The sequence below is a fragment of the Antarctobacter aquimaris genome, assembly GCF_900184945.1.
In the GTDB taxonomy this organism is placed as follows: domain Bacteria; phylum Pseudomonadota; class Alphaproteobacteria; order Rhodobacterales; family Rhodobacteraceae; genus Maliponia; species Maliponia aquimaris.
Window position 1 is genome coordinate 313,661 of record NZ_FXYF01000003.1, and the last position, 19,025, is coordinate 332,685.

The following is a 19,025-nucleotide window of genomic DNA, read 5'->3' on the forward strand; positions in this document are numbered from 1 at the left end:
AACAAACCGGTCGCTTTCGACCAGGAGAGAAGAATGCGTATCCTTGCCGTGGCCACCTGCCTCGCGATGCCCGCCCCGGTGGCCTTTGCCTGTCCCACCCTCGCCGACCTCGACAAGGGCATCCGCTTTACCGTCGATGGTGTCGACACCGAGGTCTACCGCCGTGTCGGACCCGCGATGATCGAGGCGACCTACACCACCGCCGACGGTGCCGTCTCGCGCACGATGCTGGCGCAGGGGATCTATCTGGTGGAACTGGTCGACATGGTCGACGGCAAACCCGATCTGGCCACCCGCACCACCTATGCCTTTCCCGGCCGGGCCGAGGATCTGGCGCTGCCGTCGCCGGGCGGGCAGGTGGTCTATGACATCGTCATCAGCAATGGCAACGATCTCAACCCCGAGCGCCAGACCTACGACTTCGGCCCCGGCGGCCTGATCAACTTCGGCGCCTGCGAATACGAGATGGTCGAGATCCAGATCCGCTATGATCCGGGTGACGAGGCCCTGGTGGACATCCTCTATTACCTGCCGGCGCTCCAGTTCTCGTACTACGCGGGCAGCGACAGCTCGGACGGGCCGAACCGCTACAGCTATACCAACATGGAGGTTGTCGAGTGAGCGAACGTCTTGGGGCGTAACGATTCGACACGGCAGGCCACCGGTCCGGCGCGGTGGCCGATGTCGTGGTGCTAGATGACGAGGCGCGTTTACTGTGGCGCAGGCGGCTGGTGGCGGCGGGCGGGCTGGCCTTTGTCGTCGACCTGGAACAGACGACCGCGCTGGAAGTGGGGGCGCAGGTCCTGACGGGCGGCCGCCGGGAGGCGATCGAGGCCGTGCGGCAGAGGTGCGAGGGGACAGCCTCGCCCGGCTGACCTGGCACATCGCCCCCCTGCCAGGTCGGCGACGGGCTGCTGGTGATCCGCCGCGACCCGGTGATTGCGCCGATGCTGGAGGACTGGCTGCGCGATGTGCTGGAGCAGGGGGCAGGCAAGGCTGATGCACTGTGGCTCGGGCTGGCCTGGCGCGGCGAGAGGCCGGATGCCGCGCTGGATGCACTGGCGCGGGCCTCGCAGCCCGCCTGAGAACGTATGTGCGAGGCGAACCGGCAGGGCGCGGCCTTTGTTTTTACTGCGCTGCGGCACGGCGAGGGCGCGGACGGGGTCCTGACGCAGATCCGCGAGATTGCCGAGCTTTAGGGGCGTGCGGGCCGTGTCCCGGGTGTGCGCCTCAATGGGCGGGGCGGGACTGTATGTCTAACCTGCCGCTGGCCGGCGCGCTCTGGCCAGGGGAGGTGGGTGCGGTTGCCCCGGCGGGTCTGTCAAGTGCCGGGAAAGACGCGTCTTTTCAGAAAGCCGACGGGCGGATCAGAAGGCCGCCCAGTCGGTGAAGCGGTAGGTTGCGGGCTTGTTGGCGGTGCCGGGGACCGGGGTCTTGGGGGCGGTGGGGGCGGGTTGGCTGTGCTTGGTCATCTTGTGTCTCCTTCTGTGCTTCCAAAGATGGGACATGGACGGAGTTTCAGACAGTCATGTTTCCCGTACCCGCCGGGTCACTTTGGCGGAATAACCCCCTTCTTGACGATGATGTTGCCATAAAGCCTTGATTCCCCGGTCTGAATGACGGCAAAGCAGGTCTTGGCCCGCTCATAGAAGGCAAAGCGTTCCAGCGTTGCGATGGGCGCGGGGTGGTCGGCGGTCCGGTCGATAATTCCTTGGAATTCCTTGACGATCTCTGGCACGGCCTCGGCGTCGCCGACGACCTGCATGGTGTGCGCCGGGTCGGGGACAAAGCTGTCCAGCGGCATCAGCGTCAGCACCGCCTCCAGCACCTTTGTCGCGCTGATACCGTCCAGGCGCATGACCTCGCATCCCATTGAGTAGGCAGGAAAATTGGCGTCCGCGATCACCAGTTCGTCGCCATGACCCATGGCGCGCAGGGTGTGCAGGATATCGGGCGACAGGATGGCGGGGATGTTGCGCAGCATATTGGAAACCTCCGGTTTTCCGGACCATGAAAGACCTGCGCGCCGTCCCGCGCAAGAGCGAAGACAGGCGGCCTCATTGCGGCGCGGGGGGATATGCGTCAAGTCTGGCGCATGTGACAGGTACAGGGGGCGGCATGCCAGAGGTTGAGGACGGGTCGATCCTGGCGGGGGTCGTGGTGGCGCTGCTGGTCCGGCTGATCGTCAGGCGGCGCGGCGGCCGCCTGCCGGGTCTGGGCTTGCTGGTGGTCTTCGTCGTCGGGGCCTATGCCGGGCCGCCCGCGCTGGACCTCGTCCTGCGCGCCTGGAGCGGGATCCCGATCCTGAAGGACCTCACCGGCGGCGCGATCTTCATCGGGCTCTGGGTGGCGCTGCTGGTGCTGACCCTGTTCGAGCGCAAGGACCAGGCAAGGCGCGTGCCGATCTGGGCTGGCATCCTGGCCGCACTGGTGGCGGCGGTGACGGTTCCGCCGTTCCTGGACTGGGCCACGGGCATGTACCAGCCGGCCTCGCTGCGGGCGGACGTCAATGGCTGCACCAAGGGGATGCTGGGCCAGGTCCAGCCGCGCAGCGTGACCAACATCTGCGATTTCCCCATCACGGTCGGCCTCTGCCTGCCGAACGAGGTCAACCCGGCGCCCTGCGTGCAGTCGATGACGCTGGCCCCCGGCCAGTCCGCGTCGTTCGACCCCGGCGAGGCGCGGCTGGCCTCGCTGCCCGCCAATCCCGGCGGCTTGACGGTGGTCGCCTGCCGCACGCCGGACCGGCCATCGCGCTGGACCCGCACCGGCGGGCGCGGATACGAGGGGGTCTGCCTGCCGCCGGGCTGACCTTCGCAGGCTGGTCAACGGGCGGGAAATCGGACAGGCTGCGGGCGGCAGGGAGGCATTCACATGGACGACGACGGCCCCAAGGGGGATCTGACGCTGCGCACGCTGGCGATGCCGGCGGACGTCAACGTGAACGGCGACATCTTTGGCGGCTGGGTGCTGGCACAGATGGACATTGCCAGCGGCATCGTCGCCGGTCAGCGCGCACAGGGGCGCGTGGCGACCATCGCGGTGGATGCGATGAAATTCATCCGGCCGGTCAAGGTGGGCGACGTGCTGTGCATCTATGCCCGGCTGCTGAAGGTCGGGCGGACCTCCATGGCGATCGGCGTCGAAGCCTGGGCGCTGCGCGGACGGATCGGCAAGCGCGAGAAGGTGACCGAAGCGGTCTTTACCTATGTCGCGATCGACGAGGCGGGAAACAAGCGGGCGGTGCCGCCAGAGGCATGAGACCGGCCGCGGCGGCCGGTCCCGAAGCCGATCACAGCAGTTGCAGGTCGGTCGCGCTTTCGCGGCCGTCCTTGCCGGTGCGCAGCTCGAAGCTGACCTTCTGGTTGTCCTTGAGGCCGGTCAGGCCAGACCGTTCGACCGCGGAAATGTGGACAAAGATGTCCTTGCCGCCGCCTTCGGGCGCGATGAAGCCGTAGCCTTTGGTGGTGTTGAACCATTTCACGGTGCCGGTGGCCATTCCGTGCGTCTCCTGTCATTCTTGCCGCTCGCGGAAGTGCAGCGGCCCGGCGTCGGTCAGAGCAGTATCGGTTGCTCTGTCGCCGAAAACAGGCAGACAGTAGGCGATAGTGGTAACTTAGCGGGCTTATTTGTCGCAGATTTGCCGAGTCGGAGCAAGAGGGATCAGCGGCCTTAGCCGTGCATCAAGGCTGACCGATGCACGGTTCCCGGGTGCCATTTTCCGGCGGCCGACAGCCCGGGATCAGTTGCAGGTGAACCGTTCCATCCAGCTGCCCCAGTTGCTCATGTTCATGGTGCGCTCGTGCAACCGTAGGTATTGGACGACCCGCGGATATGGTCGAAACGCGCCCGGCGGTTCCAAAGACCGGGCCGATGCTTTCGGCATACATGTAGCAGATCCGGTTCGTGGTGTGCCCGACCAGCGCCGTCTGGCCCGGTTCCAGCGTCCACCACCCGTTGGTCACCCAGTTGCCCTGGAAATCGCGATAGTGGACCGCGGTCTGGATGCGCTTGTTGCAGGCGTTCAGGAAGACGACCGAGAACCAGTTGCCCCCGGAGGACTGGCTGTGTGCGCGGTTCGGGAGGCTTCCGACCGCCAGAAGGAGGCAGAACGCCAGCTTGAGAATGCGGTCCCACGGAAATCCCTTGGTCGATTTGTCCTTGTAACTCCGCAGACTGGGGCAACCTCGCTCACACGGTTTGCCGGGCGCGGGTCCGACCGCGATCTCGCGGGCGTGCTGTCCCCGCTGCCCCGTCCGGGGCGTCGGCCAGGAGTGAGCCGAACCGGGGCAAATTGGCGGAGATGCCTGCCCGCTGCCGTCAGGATATCCGAGGTGGCAGCGTCCTCTTCATGATTGGCTTTGCGCGGCGCGGCAGAAGTGCGGTGCAAGAGGTCGCGGAACGACGGCGCACATGCGCCAGGCGCGGGTCATCTCGATGGGCGCAATGCAGGGGGCGCGGCGTCCAGGTGCACCGGGTCGAAACATGGGCTGAAGGGGCTGCGGCGGGGGCTCATCGGACCCCGCCGCATGGGCGATCAGTTCAGTGTCAACTCGCCGTCGACGACGTTGGTGTAGTCGTCGCCCTGGCCTCCGGCGTCGAAGGTGCCGCCGCCGGTGATGCTGGCCCATTTCCCGGTACCGCCCTTGACCATCCATTCGCCCTGGGTGCGGCCCTCGGCGCTCAGGCCCTTGGCGGTCCACCGGATCACGGCCACGTCGCCGTCGCCGTCGGTGTAGTGGCACAGGCCGTCACCCGACACGGCCCCCTTGTCGATCAGGATCGCCCCGAAACAGGGGCCGGTGGCCGCGGCGAAGGGGTTGTTCGGGTTCTCGGTTTCGAAATGTTTGTACATCGTGGAGACGTGGACGGCCACGAGGCCTTCCGACACCGGCATCGCCTGGGTGGAGGACGCGCCGTGGCCGACCCCCTTGGCAGAGACAGTTTCGGCAAGGGTGGGACTGGCAAAGACAACAAGAGACGCCAAAAGGGCGGAAAAACGGCTGGAATACATGACTTTCTCCTAAGCAAGCGCCCCCGCTGACTGCGGGACGCCTGGGCAGGATACCATGGTTCTCATGGCAGAGGGGTGGCCGGTGCGCAGTTGGAGGATCCGCGGCCATGCGGGGCGGCGGCAGGGACCATGACGGCAGGGCCACATGTTCCGCAGCGGGCAGAGGACGGATGGGCCTTGGCGGCCCTTCGAGGGTCGGCGGCTCCTGGCAGGATCGGGCGCCGCGATTGCGTCCGGCGCGATCTGCCGCCAAGGTGGCGCAAAGGGGAGGGACCACATGGGCGTGATCTGGGCAGGGGTGCTGATCGGCATCGGCGGCACAGTGGCGATGGACCTCTGGGCGCTGCTGCTGAACCGGGTGGCAGGGCAGGGGATGCCGAACTGGGGCAACGTCGGCCGCTGGGTGGCGGGGCTGTTCCGGGGCCGGGTGTTTCACGACGACATCGGCGCGGTGCCCCCGGTGCGGGGCGAACTCGCGCTGGGCTGGGCGTTTCATTATTTTGTGGGCGTGGTCTACGGCGTGGTCTTTGCGTTGAATGTGGGCCGCGCGTGGTTCGGCAATCCGGTCTTCTGGCAGGCGTGGCTCTGGGCGATTGTCACGATCTCCGGCGGCTGGTTCCTGCTGCAACCGGGGATGGGGCTGGGCTGGGCGCTGTCGAAGACGCCCGCGCCCTGGGTGGGACGGATCAAGGGGCTGGTGGCGCACACGGTCTTTGGGCTGGGGATGTGGGCGACGGCGCTGTTGGGGTAGGTGGACGGAACCCCGTTCGGCGACACCACGCCGGCGGGATCGCGGGGCGGGGTTCAGTCTGACGGTTACCGGGCATTAACCGTACTCGAACAATCATGCGGCATGCCGAACTATCGACGTCCAGATGTCCGAGGGGGAACCGTCTTTTTCACCGTCTGCCTCGCAGAGCGGGGCAGCACGCTGCTGATGGATGAGATTGCGATCCTGCGCGAAGCGGTGAAGGTGACGCGGGAACGGCGGCCCTTCGGGATTGATGCCTGGGTCGTCCTGCCGGATCACATGCATGCGGTCTGGACCCTGCCCTTCGATGATCCGAATTACTCGGACAGATGGGGGGCGATCAAGGCACGGTTCTCGAAGCTCGTGCGGTTGAAATCGGAGCAGGCGGTGGGTTGCAAACCCACCCTACCCACGGACCGTAGGGTGGGTTTGCAACCCACCGAGGCGGAGCGGCTCCGCGCAGCGCGCAGCCCGAGCAAGGTCACAAAGCAGGACGCGGGCATTTGGCAGCGGCGGTTTTGGGAGCATCACATTCGGGACGAGGCGGATCAAGCTGCCCACATGCAGTATTGCATCCTCGACCCGGTGAAACATGGGCTTGTGGAAAGGCCCGAGGATTGGCCCTATTCCTCGGTGCATCGGGACATGCGCGCGGGCCGGTGGGCTGCGTAAGGCGGGGTCGCCGCGCGGGCTTCGTGCGGATCGGGTGCCTTTGTGACGGGTTCTCCAAGCCCTGTTTGTCACGCATGGGCTTTGGTGGCGCCCCCACCTGCGCTCGCAGGACCCTGCCCGAGGAGGACCCGTCACATTCGCAGCGATGGGGGATGATCAGGGCGCGCTTCTCGAAACGCGTCAGGCAAACCGGGGCGCGCCAAGGCAACGTCAAACAAAGTGGATTTTCCCACCCTCGGGCGCTATCGTTTTGACAGGTTCAATAGGAGAAACGCCGGACATGCGGATTTTTGGATTTGCCTTTTTCCTATCGGTTTTGGGATCTCATTCCGTCGCCCAATCGCAGACACTGGACATTTCGGTCATCCGCGCGGTCGGCGCGGTTTGTGCAGCCGGGTTCAGCCCCGAAATCCAGGGGAACCTTGATTCGAAACTGACAACGACGTTTGCAGCGCTTGCCGGCGGGGGCGGGTCATCGATGAACGCCGGCCAGGTTGGGATGGTGCTCGAAACGCTTTCCTACAATCCCGGAACCGATGCCGATCAGTCCTACTCCAAGTGCATCGCGGATACGATGCAGGCGGTTCTCGCGGTTTCGGAGGCTGCGAACTCGGCGGCGAGCGGACGAGATATCATCGACAGCAGCCTGCTTGCCGATCCTTTGCAAGTCATGAGGAGCGGAGACCGCTTCACCATGGCGATCGGCGAAAGCCGTGCCGTCTCGACCGAAACCCTGTTGTTTGCGCTGCACACGGTCGACATCTACAACGGACGGAACTACGTCGGGTTGAACATCGCCGATCTTGCCGCAGGGCGCAGTGACAGTGTTGAAACCTACCAGTCGCAAGTCCTGAAATTGAATGACCGCTGTTCCGTGTCGCCCTATGCATTCAATCTCGAAAAGAAGACCGCGTCCTTCCTTGTCTATTGCGCGGATTGACGTGACACGGACCCCGTTTCGGACGGACCTGGCGGCTGTGGAGGCAACCGGCGACGCGTCCTCTGGGGTTCGCCGAGCCAGGCACCTGTCGACCTGACCCAGCCTGATGTGCAGCGTCGGCTGGCTGTCTTGTGCTGCTACCGGTGTCGGCTCCCTGTCACCTAACGGACCCCAAACGAGTGCCGCACGCATTCCGGCTTCGCAAATACGCTATCGCGCACGCCTCGAACCCGCCCGGCAAACCAAGAAATTCACCCTAGCGGGTGAACTTCTTGTGCTTCAATCGCGTCGGCTCCAGCGCATCCGCCCCCAGACGGCGCTTCTTGTCCTCTTCGTAGTCGGTAAAGCCGCCCTCGAACCATTCCACATGCGCCTCGCCCTCGAAGGCGAGCATGTGGGTGCAGATACGGTCGAGGAAGAAGCGGTCGTGCGAGATGACCACGGCGCAGCCGGCGAAATCCACAAGGGCGTCTTCCAGCGCCCGCAGCGTTTCAACGTCCAGGTCGTTGGTCGGTTCGTCCAGCAGGATGACGTTGCCGCCCTCTTTCAGGAGGCGCGCCATGTGCACGCGGTTGCGCTCGCCCCCGGACAGCAGGCCGACCTTCTTCTGCTGGTCGCCGCCCTTGAAGTTGAAGGCGCCGCAGTAGGCGCGGCTGTTGATCTCGGCATCGCCCAGCTTGATGATCTCGGCTCCGCCGGAAATCGCCTCCCAGACGGTGGCGTCGGCCTTGAGGTCATCGCGCGACTGGTCGACGTAGGCCAGTTTCACCGTGTCGCCGTATTCGATGCTGCCGCCGTCGGGTTTTTCCTGTCCGGTCAGCATCTTGAACAGGGTCGACTTGCCCGCGCCGTTGGGGCCGATCACGCCGACGATGCCGCCCGGCGGCAGCGAAAACGTCAGGTCCTCGATCAGCAGCTTGTCCCCCATGGCCTTCTTGAGGCCGTTGACCTCGATCACCTTCTGGCCAAGGCGCGGGCCGTTGGGGATGATGATCTGCGCGCGCGACAGCTTTTCGCGCTCGGACTGGCCGGCCATCTCGTTGTAGGCTTGGATCCGGGCCTTTGACTTGGCCTGACGCGCCTTGGCGCCCTGCCGCATCCACTCCAGTTCGCGCTCCAGCGTCTTCTGCTTGGCCTTGTCCTCTCGCGCTTCCTGGGCCAGGCGCTTGGCCTTCTGTTCCAGCCAGGCGGAATAATTGCCCTCGTAGGGGATGCCGCGGCCACGGTCGAGTTCGAGGATCCAGCTGGTGATGTCGTCCAGGAAGTAGCGGTCGTGGGTGACGATCAGGATCGTGCCCTTGTAGTCGATCAGGTGCTTTTGCAGCCAGGCGATGGTCTCGGCGTCGAGGTGGTTCGTCGGTTCGTCGAGCAGCAGCATCTCGGGCGCTTCGAGCAGCAGCTTGCACAGCGCCACGCGGCGGCGTTCACCGCCCGACAGGTTGGCCGGCATCGCGTCGTCCGGCGGGCAGCGCAGCGCCTCCAGCGCGACGTCGATCTGGCTGTCGAGGTCCCACAGGTTCTGGCTGTCGATCTCGTCCTGCAGCGCGGCCATCTCGTCGGCGGTCTCGTCACTGTAGTTCATCGCCAGCTCGTTGTACTTGTCCAGCTTGGCCTTCTTTTCGGCGACGCCGAGCATGACGTTGTCGCGCACGTTCAGTGTCTCGTCCAGCTTCGGCTCCTGCGGCAGGTAGCCGACGCGCGCGCCCTCGGCGGCCCAGGCCTCGCCCGAGAAATCCTTGTCGAGGCCGGCCATGATGCGCAGCAGGGTCGATTTACCGGCGCCGTTGACGCCGACAACGCCGATCTTGACTCCGGGGAGGAAGTTCAGGCGGATGTTCTCAAAGCATTTCTTGCCACCGGGATAGGTCTTGGACACGCCGTCCATGTGGTAGACATACTGATAGCTTGCCATAACGCGACTCCGGCTTTTGAGATCAGGGCGAAGCTCTAGGGCATCGGCCTGCCGCTTGCAACCGAGGGCGGGGAGGAGGCAGGCGATTTCGTTTCGTCGCGCGGGGAAGGCGTGGCATATTTCAAGCGTCGCCCGGAAGGGGCGATTCAGGCTTCGGGTTCATGTCCGACCGGATCCGCCCCGCCGCGGACGAGGCTTTTTTCTTCGAGGTTTCCATGCACAGGATTGTCGGCGGGGCGCTGGTGGCAGCGTGCCTTGTCTCTGCGAGTGCGGCGACAGCCGCGACCCTGACCTATGCCGAGTCTTTGCCCGGGCCGTTCGTGTCCTCTTCGGTTCCGGGCTCTCCGGATGTCTTCCCGGGTCCTCTCTTTCAGACCATTTCCCTGCAGAAATTCGATGCATCCTTGGGTGTCCTGACTGGTGTGGACATCCATGCCGGCATCACGGGCACGGCCACAGGTGGTTTCTACAACTGTGTGGCACGGGGAACGGACTGCGATAATGAGGCGATCACGCTGACACTGAAGATCGCCGGATATTTCGGCATTCCGGTCTACACGCTGACAGCGGTGAGGGACCTGACATGCACCGCGGCCGAAGGGGTCGTGTGCAGCGATCCAAGGACGATCAACATGGCTGGATCCATTCCCCCGCCGATAGGTCCCGGGGCCTTCGCGTCCTACACCGGCGCGGGCGCTTTCGACGTATCGCTGCATTACCTGCCAAGCTGGACCCCGGAGGCCCGGATATCGACCGTCGCGGCATCCAACCTGTTCGCCAGCGTGACCTACACCTATGACGAGACGCCGGCGTCGGTCCCGCTGCCCGCCGGTCTGCCGCTGCTGCTGTGCGCGCTGGGCATTCTCGGGGTCATTGCGCGCAGCCGCCGAGGGTCGGCCTGACGACGCCTGGCAGAGGGCTGGTGCCCGCGGCCGGTGTTCTTGCGCAGGGACATGGAAGGCCTTATCCGGAAGGAAGGTCGCGCCGACGCGCGGCAACCTGAGGGAGCTGGCGTGCCGCGAGGGCCAAAGCATTCCGGGCCGGGCGCGGTGCGCGGTCCGATCGGCGTGGACCTGGGCCGGACCCTGGCCGGTCAGGCGCTGCCCAGGGGCGTGCGCGTGGGTCTGCTCGGCGGGTCCTTCGATCCGCCGCACGCCGGGCACCTGCACCTGTCGCGCGAGGCGCTCAAGCTGTTCGATCTCGACCGGGTGGTCTGGCTGGTCAGCCCGGGCAACCCGCTGAAACCCAATCCCCCTGCGCCGCTGGCCGAACGGATGGCGGCGGCCCGCGCGCTGGTCGACGACCCGCGCATCCGGATCAGCGACTTTGAGGCGCGCGCGGGCACCCGCTACACCGCCGCCACCCTCGGCGTGCTGCGGCACCGCTTTCCCGGCGTCCGTTTCGTCTGGTTGATGGGGGCCGACAATCTCGTGCAGTTCCACCTCTGGGAAAGCTGGCGACAGATCCTCGACAGCGTGCCGGTCGGCGTCCTGGCGCGCCCCGGTCTGCGCACGGCGGCGCGCACGGCACCGGCGGCGCGGATCTACCGGGCGGCCCGGCTTCCGGCGCCGGCCTCGCGCCTGCTGGGCCTGGCGCGGCCGCCGGTCTGGTGTTTCGTGAACATGCCGATGGTGGACCTCAGCTCGTCCGCGATCCGGGCGGCGGGCCATTGGGTGACAGGTGAGAAATCGTGAAACGGCGTGCGGCACTTGCCGGTTGCCGGGGCGGCCGGGATTCGCTTAGATCGGCGCCATGACGCAAGGGTTTTCCAGACGTTCCTTCCTGGGCGGGTCCGCGGGGTTTGTCGCCGGCAGCTTGGTGTTGCCGGGGTGGGCCGGTGCGCCGGAGACCTCGTTGCGCCCCAAGGCGCGGGCCGACGACTTTCGCAAGGCCGTTCTTCCGCCGGCCGAGGCGCTGCTCGAAAAGGCCGGGCTGAACGGCAACACCAGCTTTGCCGTGATGCGCGCGACCACGGGCGAGACGCTCGAATCGCATGACCCGGAACTCAGCCTGCCGCCGGCCAGCGTGGCCAAGGCGCTGACGGCCGGTTACGCGCTGGACGTGCTGGGGCCGGGGTATCGTTTCGTGACGCGGGTGGTCGCCAGCGGCCCGATCCGCGACGGCGTGCTGGACGGCGACCTGGTGCTGGCGGGCGGCGGCGACCCCACGCTCGATTCCGATGCACTGGCCGACCTGGCCGGGGCGGTGCGGCAGGCCGGGGTGACCAAGGTCACCGGCGGGCTCAAGGTCTGGGGCGGCGCCCTGCCGATGCTGACCGGGATCGACCCCGACCAGCCCGAGCATGTGGGCTACAACCCGTCGGTGTCGGGGATGAACCTGAACTACAACCGCGTGCATTTCGAATGGCGCAAGGCGGGCGGCGGCTACGCCGTGACCATGCAGGCCCGCGCGGCGGCGCATACGCCGGACGTGCGAGTGGCGCAGATGGCGCTCGCAGACCGGATCGTGCCAGTCTACACCTACGAGGACGCCGGCGGGCGCGACAAGTGGACGGTCGCGCAGGGCGCGCTGGGCGATGGCGGGGCACGCTGGCTGCCGGTGCGCAAGCCCGAAGTCTACGCTGGCGAGGTCTTTCAGACCCTGTTGCGCGCCAACGGGATCACGGTCGGCGCGCCGGGGCTGGCCACGGCCGCCCCCGAGGGCACGGAACTGGCACGCCGGGAAAGCGTGTCGCTGCGGATCATCCTGCGCGACATGCTGAAATGGTCCACGAACCTCACCGCCGAGGTGGTCGGCCTGACCGCAACGGCGAAACGGACCGGCAAGGTCCCGGCGTCGCTGGAAGAATCCGCCGCCGAGATGAACGCCTGGGCGCAGCAGGCGCTGGGCGTGCCGGGCATGGCGCTGGTCGATCACTCGGGCCTGGGCGACCGCAGCCGGGTGACCGCCGGGCAGATGACCGGCGCTCTGCGCGCGCTGCGGCAAAGCATGGGCATCAAGGCCCTGCTGAAGCCCATCCCGCTGCGCGACGACGATTACAGGGTGGTCGAGGATCATCCTGTCAGCGTGCATGCCAAGACCGGCACGCTGAACTTCGTTAGCGGGCTGGCCGGGTTCATCGACCTGCCGGATGGCACGGAACTGGTGTTTGCGATCTTTTCGGCCGACCTGCCGCGCCGGGACAAGCTGACCCGCGACCAGCGCGAGCGTCCGGATGGCGGACGCGAGTGGAACAGCCGGGCCAAGGTGCTGCAACAGGCGCTGATCGAACGCTGGAGCGTGCTGTACCACAGCTGACCCAGGACGTGCACACATGAAAAGGCCCCGCCGGGGCGGGGCCTGTCTGTGTTTGCAGTCCGCAAAGGTCAGTTGTCGATCACGACCTTCATGTTCGCCTTGCCGACCTGCTGGGTCAGTTCGAACAGCACGGCGGCGTGTTCGGGGTGCAGGCGCACGCAGCCGGCCGAGGCCGGGCGGCCCAGGCGGCTGATCTGGTCGGTGCCGTGGATCGCGTAGTCGCCGTTGAAGAAGATCGCGAAAGGCATCGGCGCGTTGTTGTAGATGCTCGACCGGTGATACTTGGACAGCCACTGGGCGTTCCATTGGCCGGTCGGCGTGATCTTGCCCGGGCGCGCGGTGGACACCGGCCAGCGATAGGCAACCTGCCCGTTGTAGATCACGGTCATCGTCTGGGTCGATACGTCCACCTTGGCCACCAGCGGCGCAGCGGCGGCCATCAGTGGCGCAAGGCAGAGCATGGCCGCGCCCACCGCGGCAGCGAAAATTCTGTTCATCAGTCCCTCCAGGTACAAGCTTGGCAGCTTCGGCGAAAAAATGCCTGAAGAGAGATTACCAAGCGGTTAGCCGGGGGGGAGTCGGGTAATCCCGACTCTGCACAGGTGGCGTGCAACTGACTCGGAACTATGGGAATTATGCAACGCTTGGCGGGGAACCCGGACGCATTTGCGCCAGATCAAGCCTTCAGGTGCCGCGCCCGCGCCCCGCGTTCGATCGCCGCGGCGTGCAGGCGGTCGATGTTCAGCTCGTAGCGAATCTCTTCCAGCAGCCGCAGCTCGGCCTCGTAGAGCGCGCCGTCGGCGGCGGCCACGTCGCAGGCCAGCGCATAGGCGGTCTCGTTCAGCCGTTCGGGCAGGTTGTCGCGGATCAGTCCGAACAGCGCGTCGAGGCCGTCTTCCTGTTCGAACAGCTCGAAGACAAGGCTCGACATTTCCCGTACGCGATCGGCGTCGTAGTCGGCGAAGATCGGCAGGTGATTGACCGTCGAGTCGATCTTCATCAGCTCGGCCGTGCGCATGTTCTCGTCCGAGGCCGAGATCGCGATCATCAGCGCGACAAGGCAGTCCTGCGGGCTCAGCGGATGGGGGTCTTCGGACATGGGGCGCCTCGCTCTGGTTGCCGGGTTCGGTGCAATTTATTGACGCGGCCCCGGGGGGGCAATAGGAAGCGCGCTCAACACGTCCCCGAGGAGCGACCCGATGTCCGATCTGCGCGATGCCGCCATGAGTGCCAAGGCCTGGCCTTTCGAAGAGGCGCGCCGGATCCTCAAACGCTATGAAAAAGCGCCCCCCGAAAAGGGTTACGTGCTGTTCGAGACGGGTTACGGCCCCTCGGGCCTGCCGCATATCGGCACCTTTGGCGAGGTGCTGAGGACGACGATGATCCGCCGCGCCTTCGAGGCGATCAGCGACATCCCGACGCGGCTGATCTGCTTTTCCGACGACATGGACGGAATGCGCAAGGTTCCGGGCAATGTGCCGCACCAGGAGATGCTGCAACAGCACCTGCAAAAGCCGCTGACCTCGGTCCCCGATCCGTTCGACGAGTTCGAAAGTTTCGGCCACCACAACAACGCCATGCTGCGGCGGTTTCTCGACACCTTCGGGTTCGAGTACGAGTTCTATTCGGCCACCGATTTCTACAAGTCGGGCCAGTTTGACGCGACGTTGCTGCGCTGCGCCGAGCGCTATGACGACCTGATGAAGATCATGCTGAAGTCGCTGCGCGAAGAGCGCCAGCAGACCTATTCGATTTTCCTGCCGATCCATCCCGAAACCGGCCGCGTGCTCTACGTGCCGCTGAAGAACGTCGATGCGGCGAAGGGCGAGATCACCTTTGACGACGAGCAGGGGCGCGAATGGACGCTGCCGGTGACCGGCGGACAGGTGAAACTGCAGTGGAAGCCGGACTTCGGCGCGCGCTGGGCGGCGCTGGGCGTCGATTTCGAGATGTACGGCAAGGACCACTCGACCAATACACCGATCTACGACGGCATCTGCCGCACGCTGGGCGTGCCCGCGCCGGAGCATTTCACCTACGAGCTGTTCTTGGACGACCAAGGCCAGAAGATCTCGAAGTCGAAGGGCAACGGCCTGTCGATCGACGAATGGCTGAGCTACGCGGCAACCGAGTCGCTGTCCTATTTCATGTTCCAGAAGCCCAAGACCGCCAAGCGGCTGTGGTGGGACGTGATCCCTAAGGCGGTGGACGAATACCACCAGCAGCTGCGCGCCTATCCGGATCAGGATCTGGCGACACAGCTGAACAACCCGGTCTGGCACATCCACGGCGGCGAGGTGCCCGAGTCCAGGATGGTGGTGCCGTTCTCGATGCTGCTGAACCTGGCCAGCGCGGCGCATGCGGAGAACAAGCAGGCCATGTGGTCCTTCATCAACCGCTACGCCCCCGAGGCGACACCCGAAACGCATCCCGACCTGGACGCGGCGGCGGGTTTTGCGGTCCGCTACTTCGAGGATTTCGTCAAGCCGAACAAGGTGTTCCGCGCCCCGGACGAGAAGGAGCGCGCAGCGATTGCGGACCTCGCGGCGCAGCTGAAGGCGCACGACGGCCCGACCGACGACGAGACGCTGCAATCGCTGGTCTTCGCCGTGGGCAAGGCGCATGGTTTCGAGCCGCTGCGCGACTGGTTCAAGGCGCTCTACGAGGTGCTGCTGGGCCAGAGCCAGGGGCCGCGCTTTGGCGGGTTCATCGCGCTCTACGGCGTCGACGAGACGGTGGCGCTGATCGAAACCGCGCTGGCGGGCGAACTGGCCTGACGATCCCGTTTTGACGACGGCGCCTCATGGCTTACCTTTGGGTCAGCCATGAGGAGGATGCCATGCGCAACGCTGTACTGGGAATGATCGCCGGGCTGGGCCTGGCGGGGGCGGTCTGGGCGCAGGAGGTGCTGACGCCCAATCCGCAGATCGAAGGCACGATCCGCAGCCAGATCGACGCCTTCCTGCAGGACGATTTTGTCACCGCCTTCACCTATGCCAGTCCGGGCATCCGCGGCATGTTCGGCACGCCCGAGAATTTCGGCGCGATGGTGCGCAACGGCTACCCGATGGTCTGGCGGCCTTCGGATGTGCAGTTCGGCGCGCTGCGCGAGCGCGACGGCGCGCCCTGGCAGCAGGTGTTGATCGAGGATGCCGAGGGTCGGCGCTTTGTCCTGGAGTACCGGATGGAACAGGTGGACGGCGCCTGGCGGATCTCGGGTGTCGAGGTGGTGCCCGCGCCGGACGTGGCGGCCTGAGGCCCTCGCACGGCGCTCGTCGCACGGCAGGCAACATCGCCCCGCCCACCGTCCCCGGCCGCTGCCCCTGTCAGAAGTCGGTCCAGAGCCCCAGCTTGAGGCCCATGGAGGTGTCGCCGGTCAGCCCCCAGGTGGCGCCAGCCTCAAGCTTGAACCTGCCGCGCAGGGGCAGCACGATCGAGGGCGCCAGCCGGGCAAAGGGGTCGCGCCCGTCGGGTTGCCCGGTCTGCAACTGGACGATCAGCTTGCGGTCATGGGCAAGGTTGCGTCCCCAGGTCATGTCCAGTTTCAGATCGGTGCGACCGTCGTCGAGATAGGTTTCCGCCACGCCGTCGACCGACACCCAACCCCGTTTCAGGCTCCATCCGGCCGACAGCCCGGGGCGAATGATCCTTTCACCCGAGATCACGCCAAAGCCGAGCTGCGCCGACACCTGCGCCCCGGTGTCGGCCTGCCGGACCGGGTATTGCAGGAAAATCACCGTCTTGCCGCCGCCCGAAACCGAATGCCCGAGGTCGAGGCCCAGCGTCAGCCGGTCCGTCAGACCATATTCCAGGTACAGGGTCGAATAGTCCTGCGTCGGTTCCAGCGAGGTCCAGTCGCCCATGTCCTGCGGCCAGCCCAGCCGTACGGCGATGGTGGCAAATCCCTCGCCCGCCTTGCGCGGCCACGCCCCGGCCTGCGCCATGGCGCCGAGGCACATGAACACGAACGCCCTGAGAAGAAAGGCGGCAGGACGCATCGTCGGGCTCCTGGCAGCGGCAGCTGGATTCAGGTTAGGTTTGCAATGGTTAACAGATTGTGAATGGACCCGCGACGCAGGCACGTCCTGAGTCGCAAGGTCCAAAGGGGCTGGATTCCCGCCTGCTGCGGGGGCACAGTCGCCCGGAGCGGCAGCGGGGGAGAGCGCATGGCGGGACGGGTCATCACGGTAGCGCAGCAGAAGGGCGGCAGCGGCAAGACGACCCTCGCCGCGCACCTGGCGCTGGGCTTCCGCGGGCTGGGGCGCAAGGTGGCGCTGGTGGACCTCGATCCGCAGGGCAGCCTCGGCCGCTGGTTCATGACGCGCATGGAAACCGCGCCAGAGACCTGCGAAGGGCTGGACTTTGCCACCTCCTCGGCCTGGGGCGTGTCCTACGAGGTGCGCAAGCTGTCCTCCGCCAACGACATCGTCATCATCGACACGCCGCCCAAGGCCGACAGCGACCTGCGCCCGGCGCTGCGCGTCGCCGACCTGGTGGTGGTTCCGGTCTCGGTCAGCCACATCGACCTGTGGGCCACCGAAGGCGTTCTGGACCTTGCGGCGCGGGAAAACCGCGACACGCTGCTGGTGATGAACCGCACCCGCGCCGGCACGCGCCTGAACGCCGAGGTGGCGACCGCGGCCGCGCGGCTGGGCGCCGACGTGGCGCAGGCCTCGCTGGGCAACCGCGTGGGTTATGCCGAGGCGATGGGGCAAGGCCGCGGCGCGCAGGAGGGCACCCGGACCCCGGCGCGCGACGAGATCGCCGCGCTGCTGGCAGAGGTGGCGGAGCGCCTCGGGACCGGGTAAGCGGGCGCGCAGGAGGCCCCATGACAGATATCGCCGAACTCACCCGCCTGATCCGCGCCGACGCCGAAGCCCGGGGCAAGACCATCTCGCGCCTTGGCTATTTCTGCGCGCCGTTCCGACCGACGCAGGGGCCGCTGTCGGACCGGGTGATCAAGGTCTACCGGGGTCTCTCGGACAGCGCCGCGCTGGAGCGGCTGGCGCGCTGCCACGACGATTACGTCGCTGCCCTGCGCGCGGGTGGCGTTCCCCTGCCGGAGACCGCCTTTCACCTGGTCGACCTCGATGGCATCACCGTTCCCGCGATCGTCCAGCAGGCCTTGCCCGAAGACAGCCTGATGCGCCCGCGCATGCAGCGCGCCCCGCTGGAGGAAACCTTGCAGATGATGGAGGCGGCAGGTCTGGTGATCGCGCGTTTCTGGCTCTGGGCGCGTGGGCAGGAGGGGCGCATCGGCTTTCACCCCTCGATCCGCAACTTCGCCATCGTCGATGGCGAGGCGGTGTTCTTCGACACCTTCCCGCCGCTGATCCACTACACGCGCGCGGAAATGGGCCGGATGTTGCTGACCTTCTCGGACAAGCGGCTGATGCGGCTGGTGGGGCCGCTGATGCAGACGCGCGTCACGGGCATTCAGGACGAATGGTATTCACCACCCGAAACCCTGGTCGGTCTCGTGGGTTCGGCCTGCCGGTTGCGTCCCGAACACGCGGGTGCCTACCTGGACTGGGGTCGCGATTTCGCGGCGCGCGAAATGGCGCCCTGGGCCGGAGAGGCGCTGAAGGGGTTGGCCGAACCGCCGCGCCTGCCCGGCTACTGGACAGGGTTCCGCAAGCTGCTGGGGTTGCAGGGCGAGCCCAACGTCTGAGTCTACACAATGCAGGCCGTAGCGCCGGGTGTATCCCCACCAAAAGGAAACATTGGGTACGCCCCATGTTTCTTCTCTGTCCAAATACACCCGGGGGTTTGGGGGCAGAGCCCCCATTCCGACCTCGCCGCAATCGGTCAGACGATCTTGATGCCCGCCTTGGCCGCATCCTTGAGGAAGCCTTCGAGGCCCTTGTCCGTCAGCACGTGGTTCGCCATGGCCTTGATGACCGAGGGCGGCGCGGTGGCCACGTCGGCGCCGATCTTGGCGCATTCCGACATATGGTTGGGCGAGCGGATCGAGGCGGCCAGGATCTGCGTCTCGAACCCATAGTTGTCATAGATCTCGCGGATGTCGGCGATCAGGTCGAGCCCGTCGATGTTGATGTCGTCCAGCCGGCCGATGAACGGCGAGATGAAGGTCGCGCCGGCCTTGGCCGCCAGCAGCGCCTGGTTGGCCGAGAAACAGAGGGTGACGTTGACCATCTTGCCCTCGCCCGACAGGACCTTGCAGGCCTTCAGGCCGTCCCAGGTCAGCGGCACCTTGACGGCGATGTTCTCGGCGATCCCGGCCAGCTTGCGGCCTTCGGCGATCATCGCCTCGGCCTCGAGCGCGACGACCTCGGCAGAGACCGGGCCGGAAACCAGGTCGCAGATCTCCTTGATGACCTCGAGGATGTCGCGGCCGGATTTCATGATCAGCGAGGGGTTCGTGGTGACCCCGTCCAGCATGCCCAGATCGTTCAACTCGGCGATGGCGTCGATCTCTGCGGTGTCGACAAAGAATTTCATGAGCAGCGCCTCCATG

Annotated in this window: 24 protein-coding genes; 15 read left to right on the plus strand and 9 right to left on the minus strand. The window is 66.2% G+C overall.

What is annotated here, in order from left to right; translation table 11 throughout:
- Positions 1-33: 33 nt before the first annotated feature.
- The 3 genes from MAA8898_RS07130 (at position 34) to MAA8898_RS26175 (ending at position 1,085) form a co-directional block, all read left to right on the plus strand.
- Positions 34-621 carry a hypothetical protein gene (locus tag MAA8898_RS07130; RefSeq protein WP_094020297.1) on the plus strand — a complete coding sequence of 196 codons (588 nt, stop codon included), beginning with the start codon at positions 34-36 and terminating at the stop codon, positions 619-621.
- A gap of 65 nt (positions 622-686) precedes the next feature.
- Positions 687-875: a hypothetical protein gene (locus MAA8898_RS07135; RefSeq protein ID WP_176445090.1), complete on the plus strand. Its 189-nt coding sequence runs from the start codon at positions 687-689 to the stop codon at positions 873-875.
- 42 nt (positions 876-917) lie between these two features.
- Positions 918-1,085, plus strand: a complete 168-nt coding sequence (locus MAA8898_RS26175) for a hypothetical protein (protein WP_176445091.1) — start codon at positions 918-920, stop codon at positions 1,083-1,085.
- Between the two features lie 464 nt (positions 1,086-1,549).
- Here MAA8898_RS26175 and MAA8898_RS07140 read toward each other — a convergent pair whose 3' ends face one another.
- The gene (locus tag MAA8898_RS07140) at positions 1,550-1,984 is read right to left on the minus strand and encodes an RbsD/FucU family protein (RefSeq protein ID WP_094020299.1); all 435 of its coding nucleotides are present in this window, start codon (positions 1,982-1,984) and stop codon (positions 1,550-1,552) included.
- Positions 1,985-2,118: 134 nt separating this feature from the next.
- On the opposite strand from MAA8898_RS07140, the gene MAA8898_RS07145 reads away from it, so the two are divergent.
- Together MAA8898_RS07145 and MAA8898_RS07150 are read left to right on the plus strand one after the other, a co-directional pair.
- A complete protein-coding gene (locus MAA8898_RS07145; protein WP_094020300.1) occupies positions 2,119-2,811 on the plus strand; it encodes a hypothetical protein in 693 nt (230 codons plus the stop codon).
- Between the two features lie 63 nt (positions 2,812-2,874).
- Positions 2,875-3,261: an acyl-CoA thioesterase gene (locus MAA8898_RS07150; protein WP_094020301.1), complete on the plus strand. Its 387-nt coding sequence runs from the start codon at positions 2,875-2,877 to the stop codon at positions 3,259-3,261.
- A gap of 31 nt (positions 3,262-3,292) precedes the next feature.
- Here MAA8898_RS07150 and MAA8898_RS07155 read toward each other — a convergent pair whose 3' ends face one another.
- From MAA8898_RS07155 to MAA8898_RS07165, 3 genes are all read right to left on the minus strand, one after another.
- Positions 3,293-3,499: a cold-shock protein gene (locus tag MAA8898_RS07155; protein ID WP_094020302.1), complete on the minus strand. Its 207-nt coding sequence runs from the start codon at positions 3,497-3,499 to the stop codon at positions 3,293-3,295.
- Between the two features lie 184 nt (positions 3,500-3,683).
- Complete coding sequence (locus MAA8898_RS27270; RefSeq protein ID WP_094020303.1) at positions 3,684-4,295, minus strand: DUF1036 domain-containing protein; 612 nt, start codon at positions 4,293-4,295, stop codon at positions 3,684-3,686.
- A 242-nt stretch (positions 4,296-4,537) separates the two neighbouring features.
- Entirely contained in the window at positions 4,538-5,014 is a 477-nt protein-coding gene (locus MAA8898_RS07165) for a hypothetical protein (protein WP_141194813.1), read from the minus strand.
- Positions 5,015-5,291: 277 nt separating this feature from the next.
- Here MAA8898_RS07165 and MAA8898_RS07170 point away from each other — a divergent pair, with 277 nt between their 5' ends.
- The 3 genes from MAA8898_RS07170 (at position 5,292) to MAA8898_RS07180 (ending at position 7,377) form a co-directional block, all read left to right on the plus strand.
- On the plus strand, positions 5,292-5,765 hold the full coding sequence (locus MAA8898_RS07170) for a DUF2938 family protein (RefSeq protein WP_094020305.1): 474 nt from the start codon (positions 5,292-5,294) through the stop codon (positions 5,763-5,765).
- A gap of 102 nt (positions 5,766-5,867) precedes the next feature.
- Entirely contained in the window at positions 5,868-6,437 is a 570-nt protein-coding gene (locus tag MAA8898_RS07175) for an REP-associated tyrosine transposase (RefSeq protein ID WP_094020306.1), read from the plus strand.
- 280 nt (positions 6,438-6,717) lie between these two features.
- Positions 6,718-7,377, plus strand: coding sequence for a hypothetical protein (locus MAA8898_RS07180; RefSeq protein WP_094020307.1), 660 nt, complete (start codon positions 6,718-6,720; stop codon positions 7,375-7,377).
- Positions 7,378-7,633: 256 nt separating this feature from the next.
- On the opposite strand, the gene ettA is transcribed toward MAA8898_RS07180, so the two are convergent.
- Positions 7,634-9,289, minus strand: coding sequence for an energy-dependent translational throttle protein EttA (gene ettA, locus MAA8898_RS07185; RefSeq protein WP_094020308.1), 1,656 nt, complete (start codon positions 9,287-9,289; stop codon positions 7,634-7,636).
- 161 nt (positions 9,290-9,450) lie between these two features.
- On the opposite strand from ettA, the gene MAA8898_RS07190 reads away from it, so the two are divergent.
- The 3 genes from MAA8898_RS07190 to dacB all read left to right on the plus strand — a co-directional run bounded on the left by MAA8898_RS07190 (position 9,451) and on the right by dacB (position 12,547).
- Positions 9,451-10,191 carry a choice-of-anchor E domain-containing protein gene (locus MAA8898_RS07190; RefSeq protein WP_094020309.1) on the plus strand — a complete coding sequence of 247 codons (741 nt, stop codon included), beginning with the start codon at positions 9,451-9,453 and terminating at the stop codon, positions 10,189-10,191.
- A gap of 210 nt (positions 10,192-10,401) precedes the next feature.
- On the plus strand, positions 10,402-10,983 hold the full coding sequence (locus MAA8898_RS07195; RefSeq protein ID WP_094020449.1) for a nicotinate-nucleotide adenylyltransferase: 582 nt from the start codon (positions 10,402-10,404) through the stop codon (positions 10,981-10,983).
- A 58-nt stretch (positions 10,984-11,041) separates the two neighbouring features.
- A complete protein-coding gene (dacB, locus tag MAA8898_RS07200; protein WP_094020310.1) occupies positions 11,042-12,547 on the plus strand; it encodes a D-alanyl-D-alanine carboxypeptidase/D-alanyl-D-alanine endopeptidase in 1,506 nt (501 codons plus the stop codon).
- A 68-nt stretch (positions 12,548-12,615) separates the two neighbouring features.
- On the opposite strand, the gene MAA8898_RS07205 is transcribed toward dacB, so the two are convergent.
- Positions 12,616-13,044, minus strand: a complete 429-nt coding sequence (locus MAA8898_RS07205; protein WP_094020450.1) for a L,D-transpeptidase — start codon at positions 13,042-13,044, stop codon at positions 12,616-12,618.
- Between the two features lie 179 nt (positions 13,045-13,223).
- On the minus strand, positions 13,224-13,646 hold the full coding sequence (locus tag MAA8898_RS07210) for a tellurite resistance TerB family protein (RefSeq protein ID WP_094020311.1): 423 nt from the start codon (positions 13,644-13,646) through the stop codon (positions 13,224-13,226).
- Between the two features lie 100 nt (positions 13,647-13,746).
- Here MAA8898_RS07210 and MAA8898_RS07215 point away from each other — a divergent pair, with 100 nt between their 5' ends.
- Together MAA8898_RS07215 and MAA8898_RS07220 are read left to right on the plus strand one after the other, a co-directional pair.
- Positions 13,747-15,324: a lysine--tRNA ligase gene (locus MAA8898_RS07215; protein WP_094020312.1), complete on the plus strand. Its 1,578-nt coding sequence runs from the start codon at positions 13,747-13,749 to the stop codon at positions 15,322-15,324.
- Between the two features lie 62 nt (positions 15,325-15,386).
- Positions 15,387-15,803, plus strand: coding sequence for a DUF4864 domain-containing protein (locus tag MAA8898_RS07220; RefSeq protein WP_094020313.1), 417 nt, complete (start codon positions 15,387-15,389; stop codon positions 15,801-15,803).
- 70 nt (positions 15,804-15,873) lie between these two features.
- Here MAA8898_RS07220 and MAA8898_RS07225 read toward each other — a convergent pair whose 3' ends face one another.
- Positions 15,874-16,545, minus strand: coding sequence for a hypothetical protein (locus MAA8898_RS07225; protein WP_094020314.1), 672 nt, complete (start codon positions 16,543-16,545; stop codon positions 15,874-15,876).
- Between the two features lie 168 nt (positions 16,546-16,713).
- Between MAA8898_RS07225 and parA the strand changes: the two genes are divergently transcribed.
- Positions 16,714-17,355 (plus strand): ParA family partition ATPase, encoded by a 642-nt coding sequence (gene parA, locus MAA8898_RS07230; RefSeq protein ID WP_094020315.1) that lies wholly within the window; start codon positions 16,714-16,716, stop codon positions 17,353-17,355.
- Between the two features lie 20 nt (positions 17,356-17,375).
- Entirely contained in the window at positions 17,376-18,218 is an 843-nt protein-coding gene (locus MAA8898_RS07235) for a DUF6206 family protein (protein ID WP_094020316.1), read from the plus strand.
- Between the two features lie 137 nt (positions 18,219-18,355).
- Here MAA8898_RS07235 and fsa read toward each other — a convergent pair whose 3' ends face one another.
- On the minus strand, positions 18,356-19,009 hold the full coding sequence (gene fsa, locus MAA8898_RS07240; protein ID WP_094020451.1) for a fructose-6-phosphate aldolase: 654 nt from the start codon (positions 19,007-19,009) through the stop codon (positions 18,356-18,358).
- Positions 19,010-19,025 lie beyond the last annotated feature (16 nt).

Bases quoted from the DNA above. Each gene is read 5' to 3' on its own strand.
- MAA8898_RS07130 (WP_094020297.1), top strand. From the start codon at position 34: ATGCGTATCCTTGCCGTGGCCACCTGCCTCGCGATGCCCGCCCCGGTG.
- MAA8898_RS07140 (WP_094020299.1), bottom strand. From the start codon at position 1,984: ATGCTGCGCAACATCCCCGCCATCCTGTCGCCCGATATCCTGCACACC.
- MAA8898_RS07145 (WP_094020300.1), top strand. From the start codon at position 2,119: ATGCCAGAGGTTGAGGACGGGTCGATCCTGGCGGGGGTCGTGGTGGCG.
- MAA8898_RS07150 (WP_094020301.1), top strand. From the start codon at position 2,875: ATGGACGACGACGGCCCCAAGGGGGATCTGACGCTGCGCACGCTGGCG.
- MAA8898_RS07155 (WP_094020302.1), bottom strand. From the start codon at position 3,499: ATGGCCACCGGCACCGTGAAATGGTTCAACACCACCAAAGGCTACGGC.
- MAA8898_RS07165 (WP_141194813.1), bottom strand. From the start codon at position 5,014: ATGTATTCCAGCCGTTTTTCCGCCCTTTTGGCGTCTCTTGTTGTCTTT.
- MAA8898_RS07170 (WP_094020305.1), top strand. From the start codon at position 5,292: ATGGGCGTGATCTGGGCAGGGGTGCTGATCGGCATCGGCGGCACAGTG.
- MAA8898_RS07175 (WP_094020306.1), top strand. From the start codon at position 5,868: ATGCCGAACTATCGACGTCCAGATGTCCGAGGGGGAACCGTCTTTTTC.
- MAA8898_RS07180 (WP_094020307.1), top strand. From the start codon at position 6,718: ATGCGGATTTTTGGATTTGCCTTTTTCCTATCGGTTTTGGGATCTCAT.
- ettA (WP_094020308.1), bottom strand. From the start codon at position 9,289: ATGGCAAGCTATCAGTATGTCTACCACATGGACGGCGTGTCCAAGACC.
- MAA8898_RS07190 (WP_094020309.1), top strand. From the start codon at position 9,451: ATGTCCGACCGGATCCGCCCCGCCGCGGACGAGGCTTTTTTCTTCGAG.
- dacB (WP_094020310.1), top strand. From the start codon at position 11,042: ATGACGCAAGGGTTTTCCAGACGTTCCTTCCTGGGCGGGTCCGCGGGG.
- MAA8898_RS07205 (WP_094020450.1), bottom strand. From the start codon at position 13,044: ATGAACAGAATTTTCGCTGCCGCGGTGGGCGCGGCCATGCTCTGCCTT.
- MAA8898_RS07210 (WP_094020311.1), bottom strand. From the start codon at position 13,646: ATGTCCGAAGACCCCCATCCGCTGAGCCCGCAGGACTGCCTTGTCGCG.
- MAA8898_RS07215 (WP_094020312.1), top strand. From the start codon at position 13,747: ATGTCCGATCTGCGCGATGCCGCCATGAGTGCCAAGGCCTGGCCTTTC.
- MAA8898_RS07220 (WP_094020313.1), top strand. From the start codon at position 15,387: ATGCGCAACGCTGTACTGGGAATGATCGCCGGGCTGGGCCTGGCGGGG.
- MAA8898_RS07225 (WP_094020314.1), bottom strand. From the start codon at position 16,545: ATGCGTCCTGCCGCCTTTCTTCTCAGGGCGTTCGTGTTCATGTGCCTC.
- parA (WP_094020315.1), top strand. From the start codon at position 16,714: ATGGCGGGACGGGTCATCACGGTAGCGCAGCAGAAGGGCGGCAGCGGC.
- MAA8898_RS07235 (WP_094020316.1), top strand. From the start codon at position 17,376: ATGACAGATATCGCCGAACTCACCCGCCTGATCCGCGCCGACGCCGAA.
- fsa (WP_094020451.1), bottom strand. From the start codon at position 19,009: ATGAAATTCTTTGTCGACACCGCAGAGATCGACGCCATCGCCGAGTTG.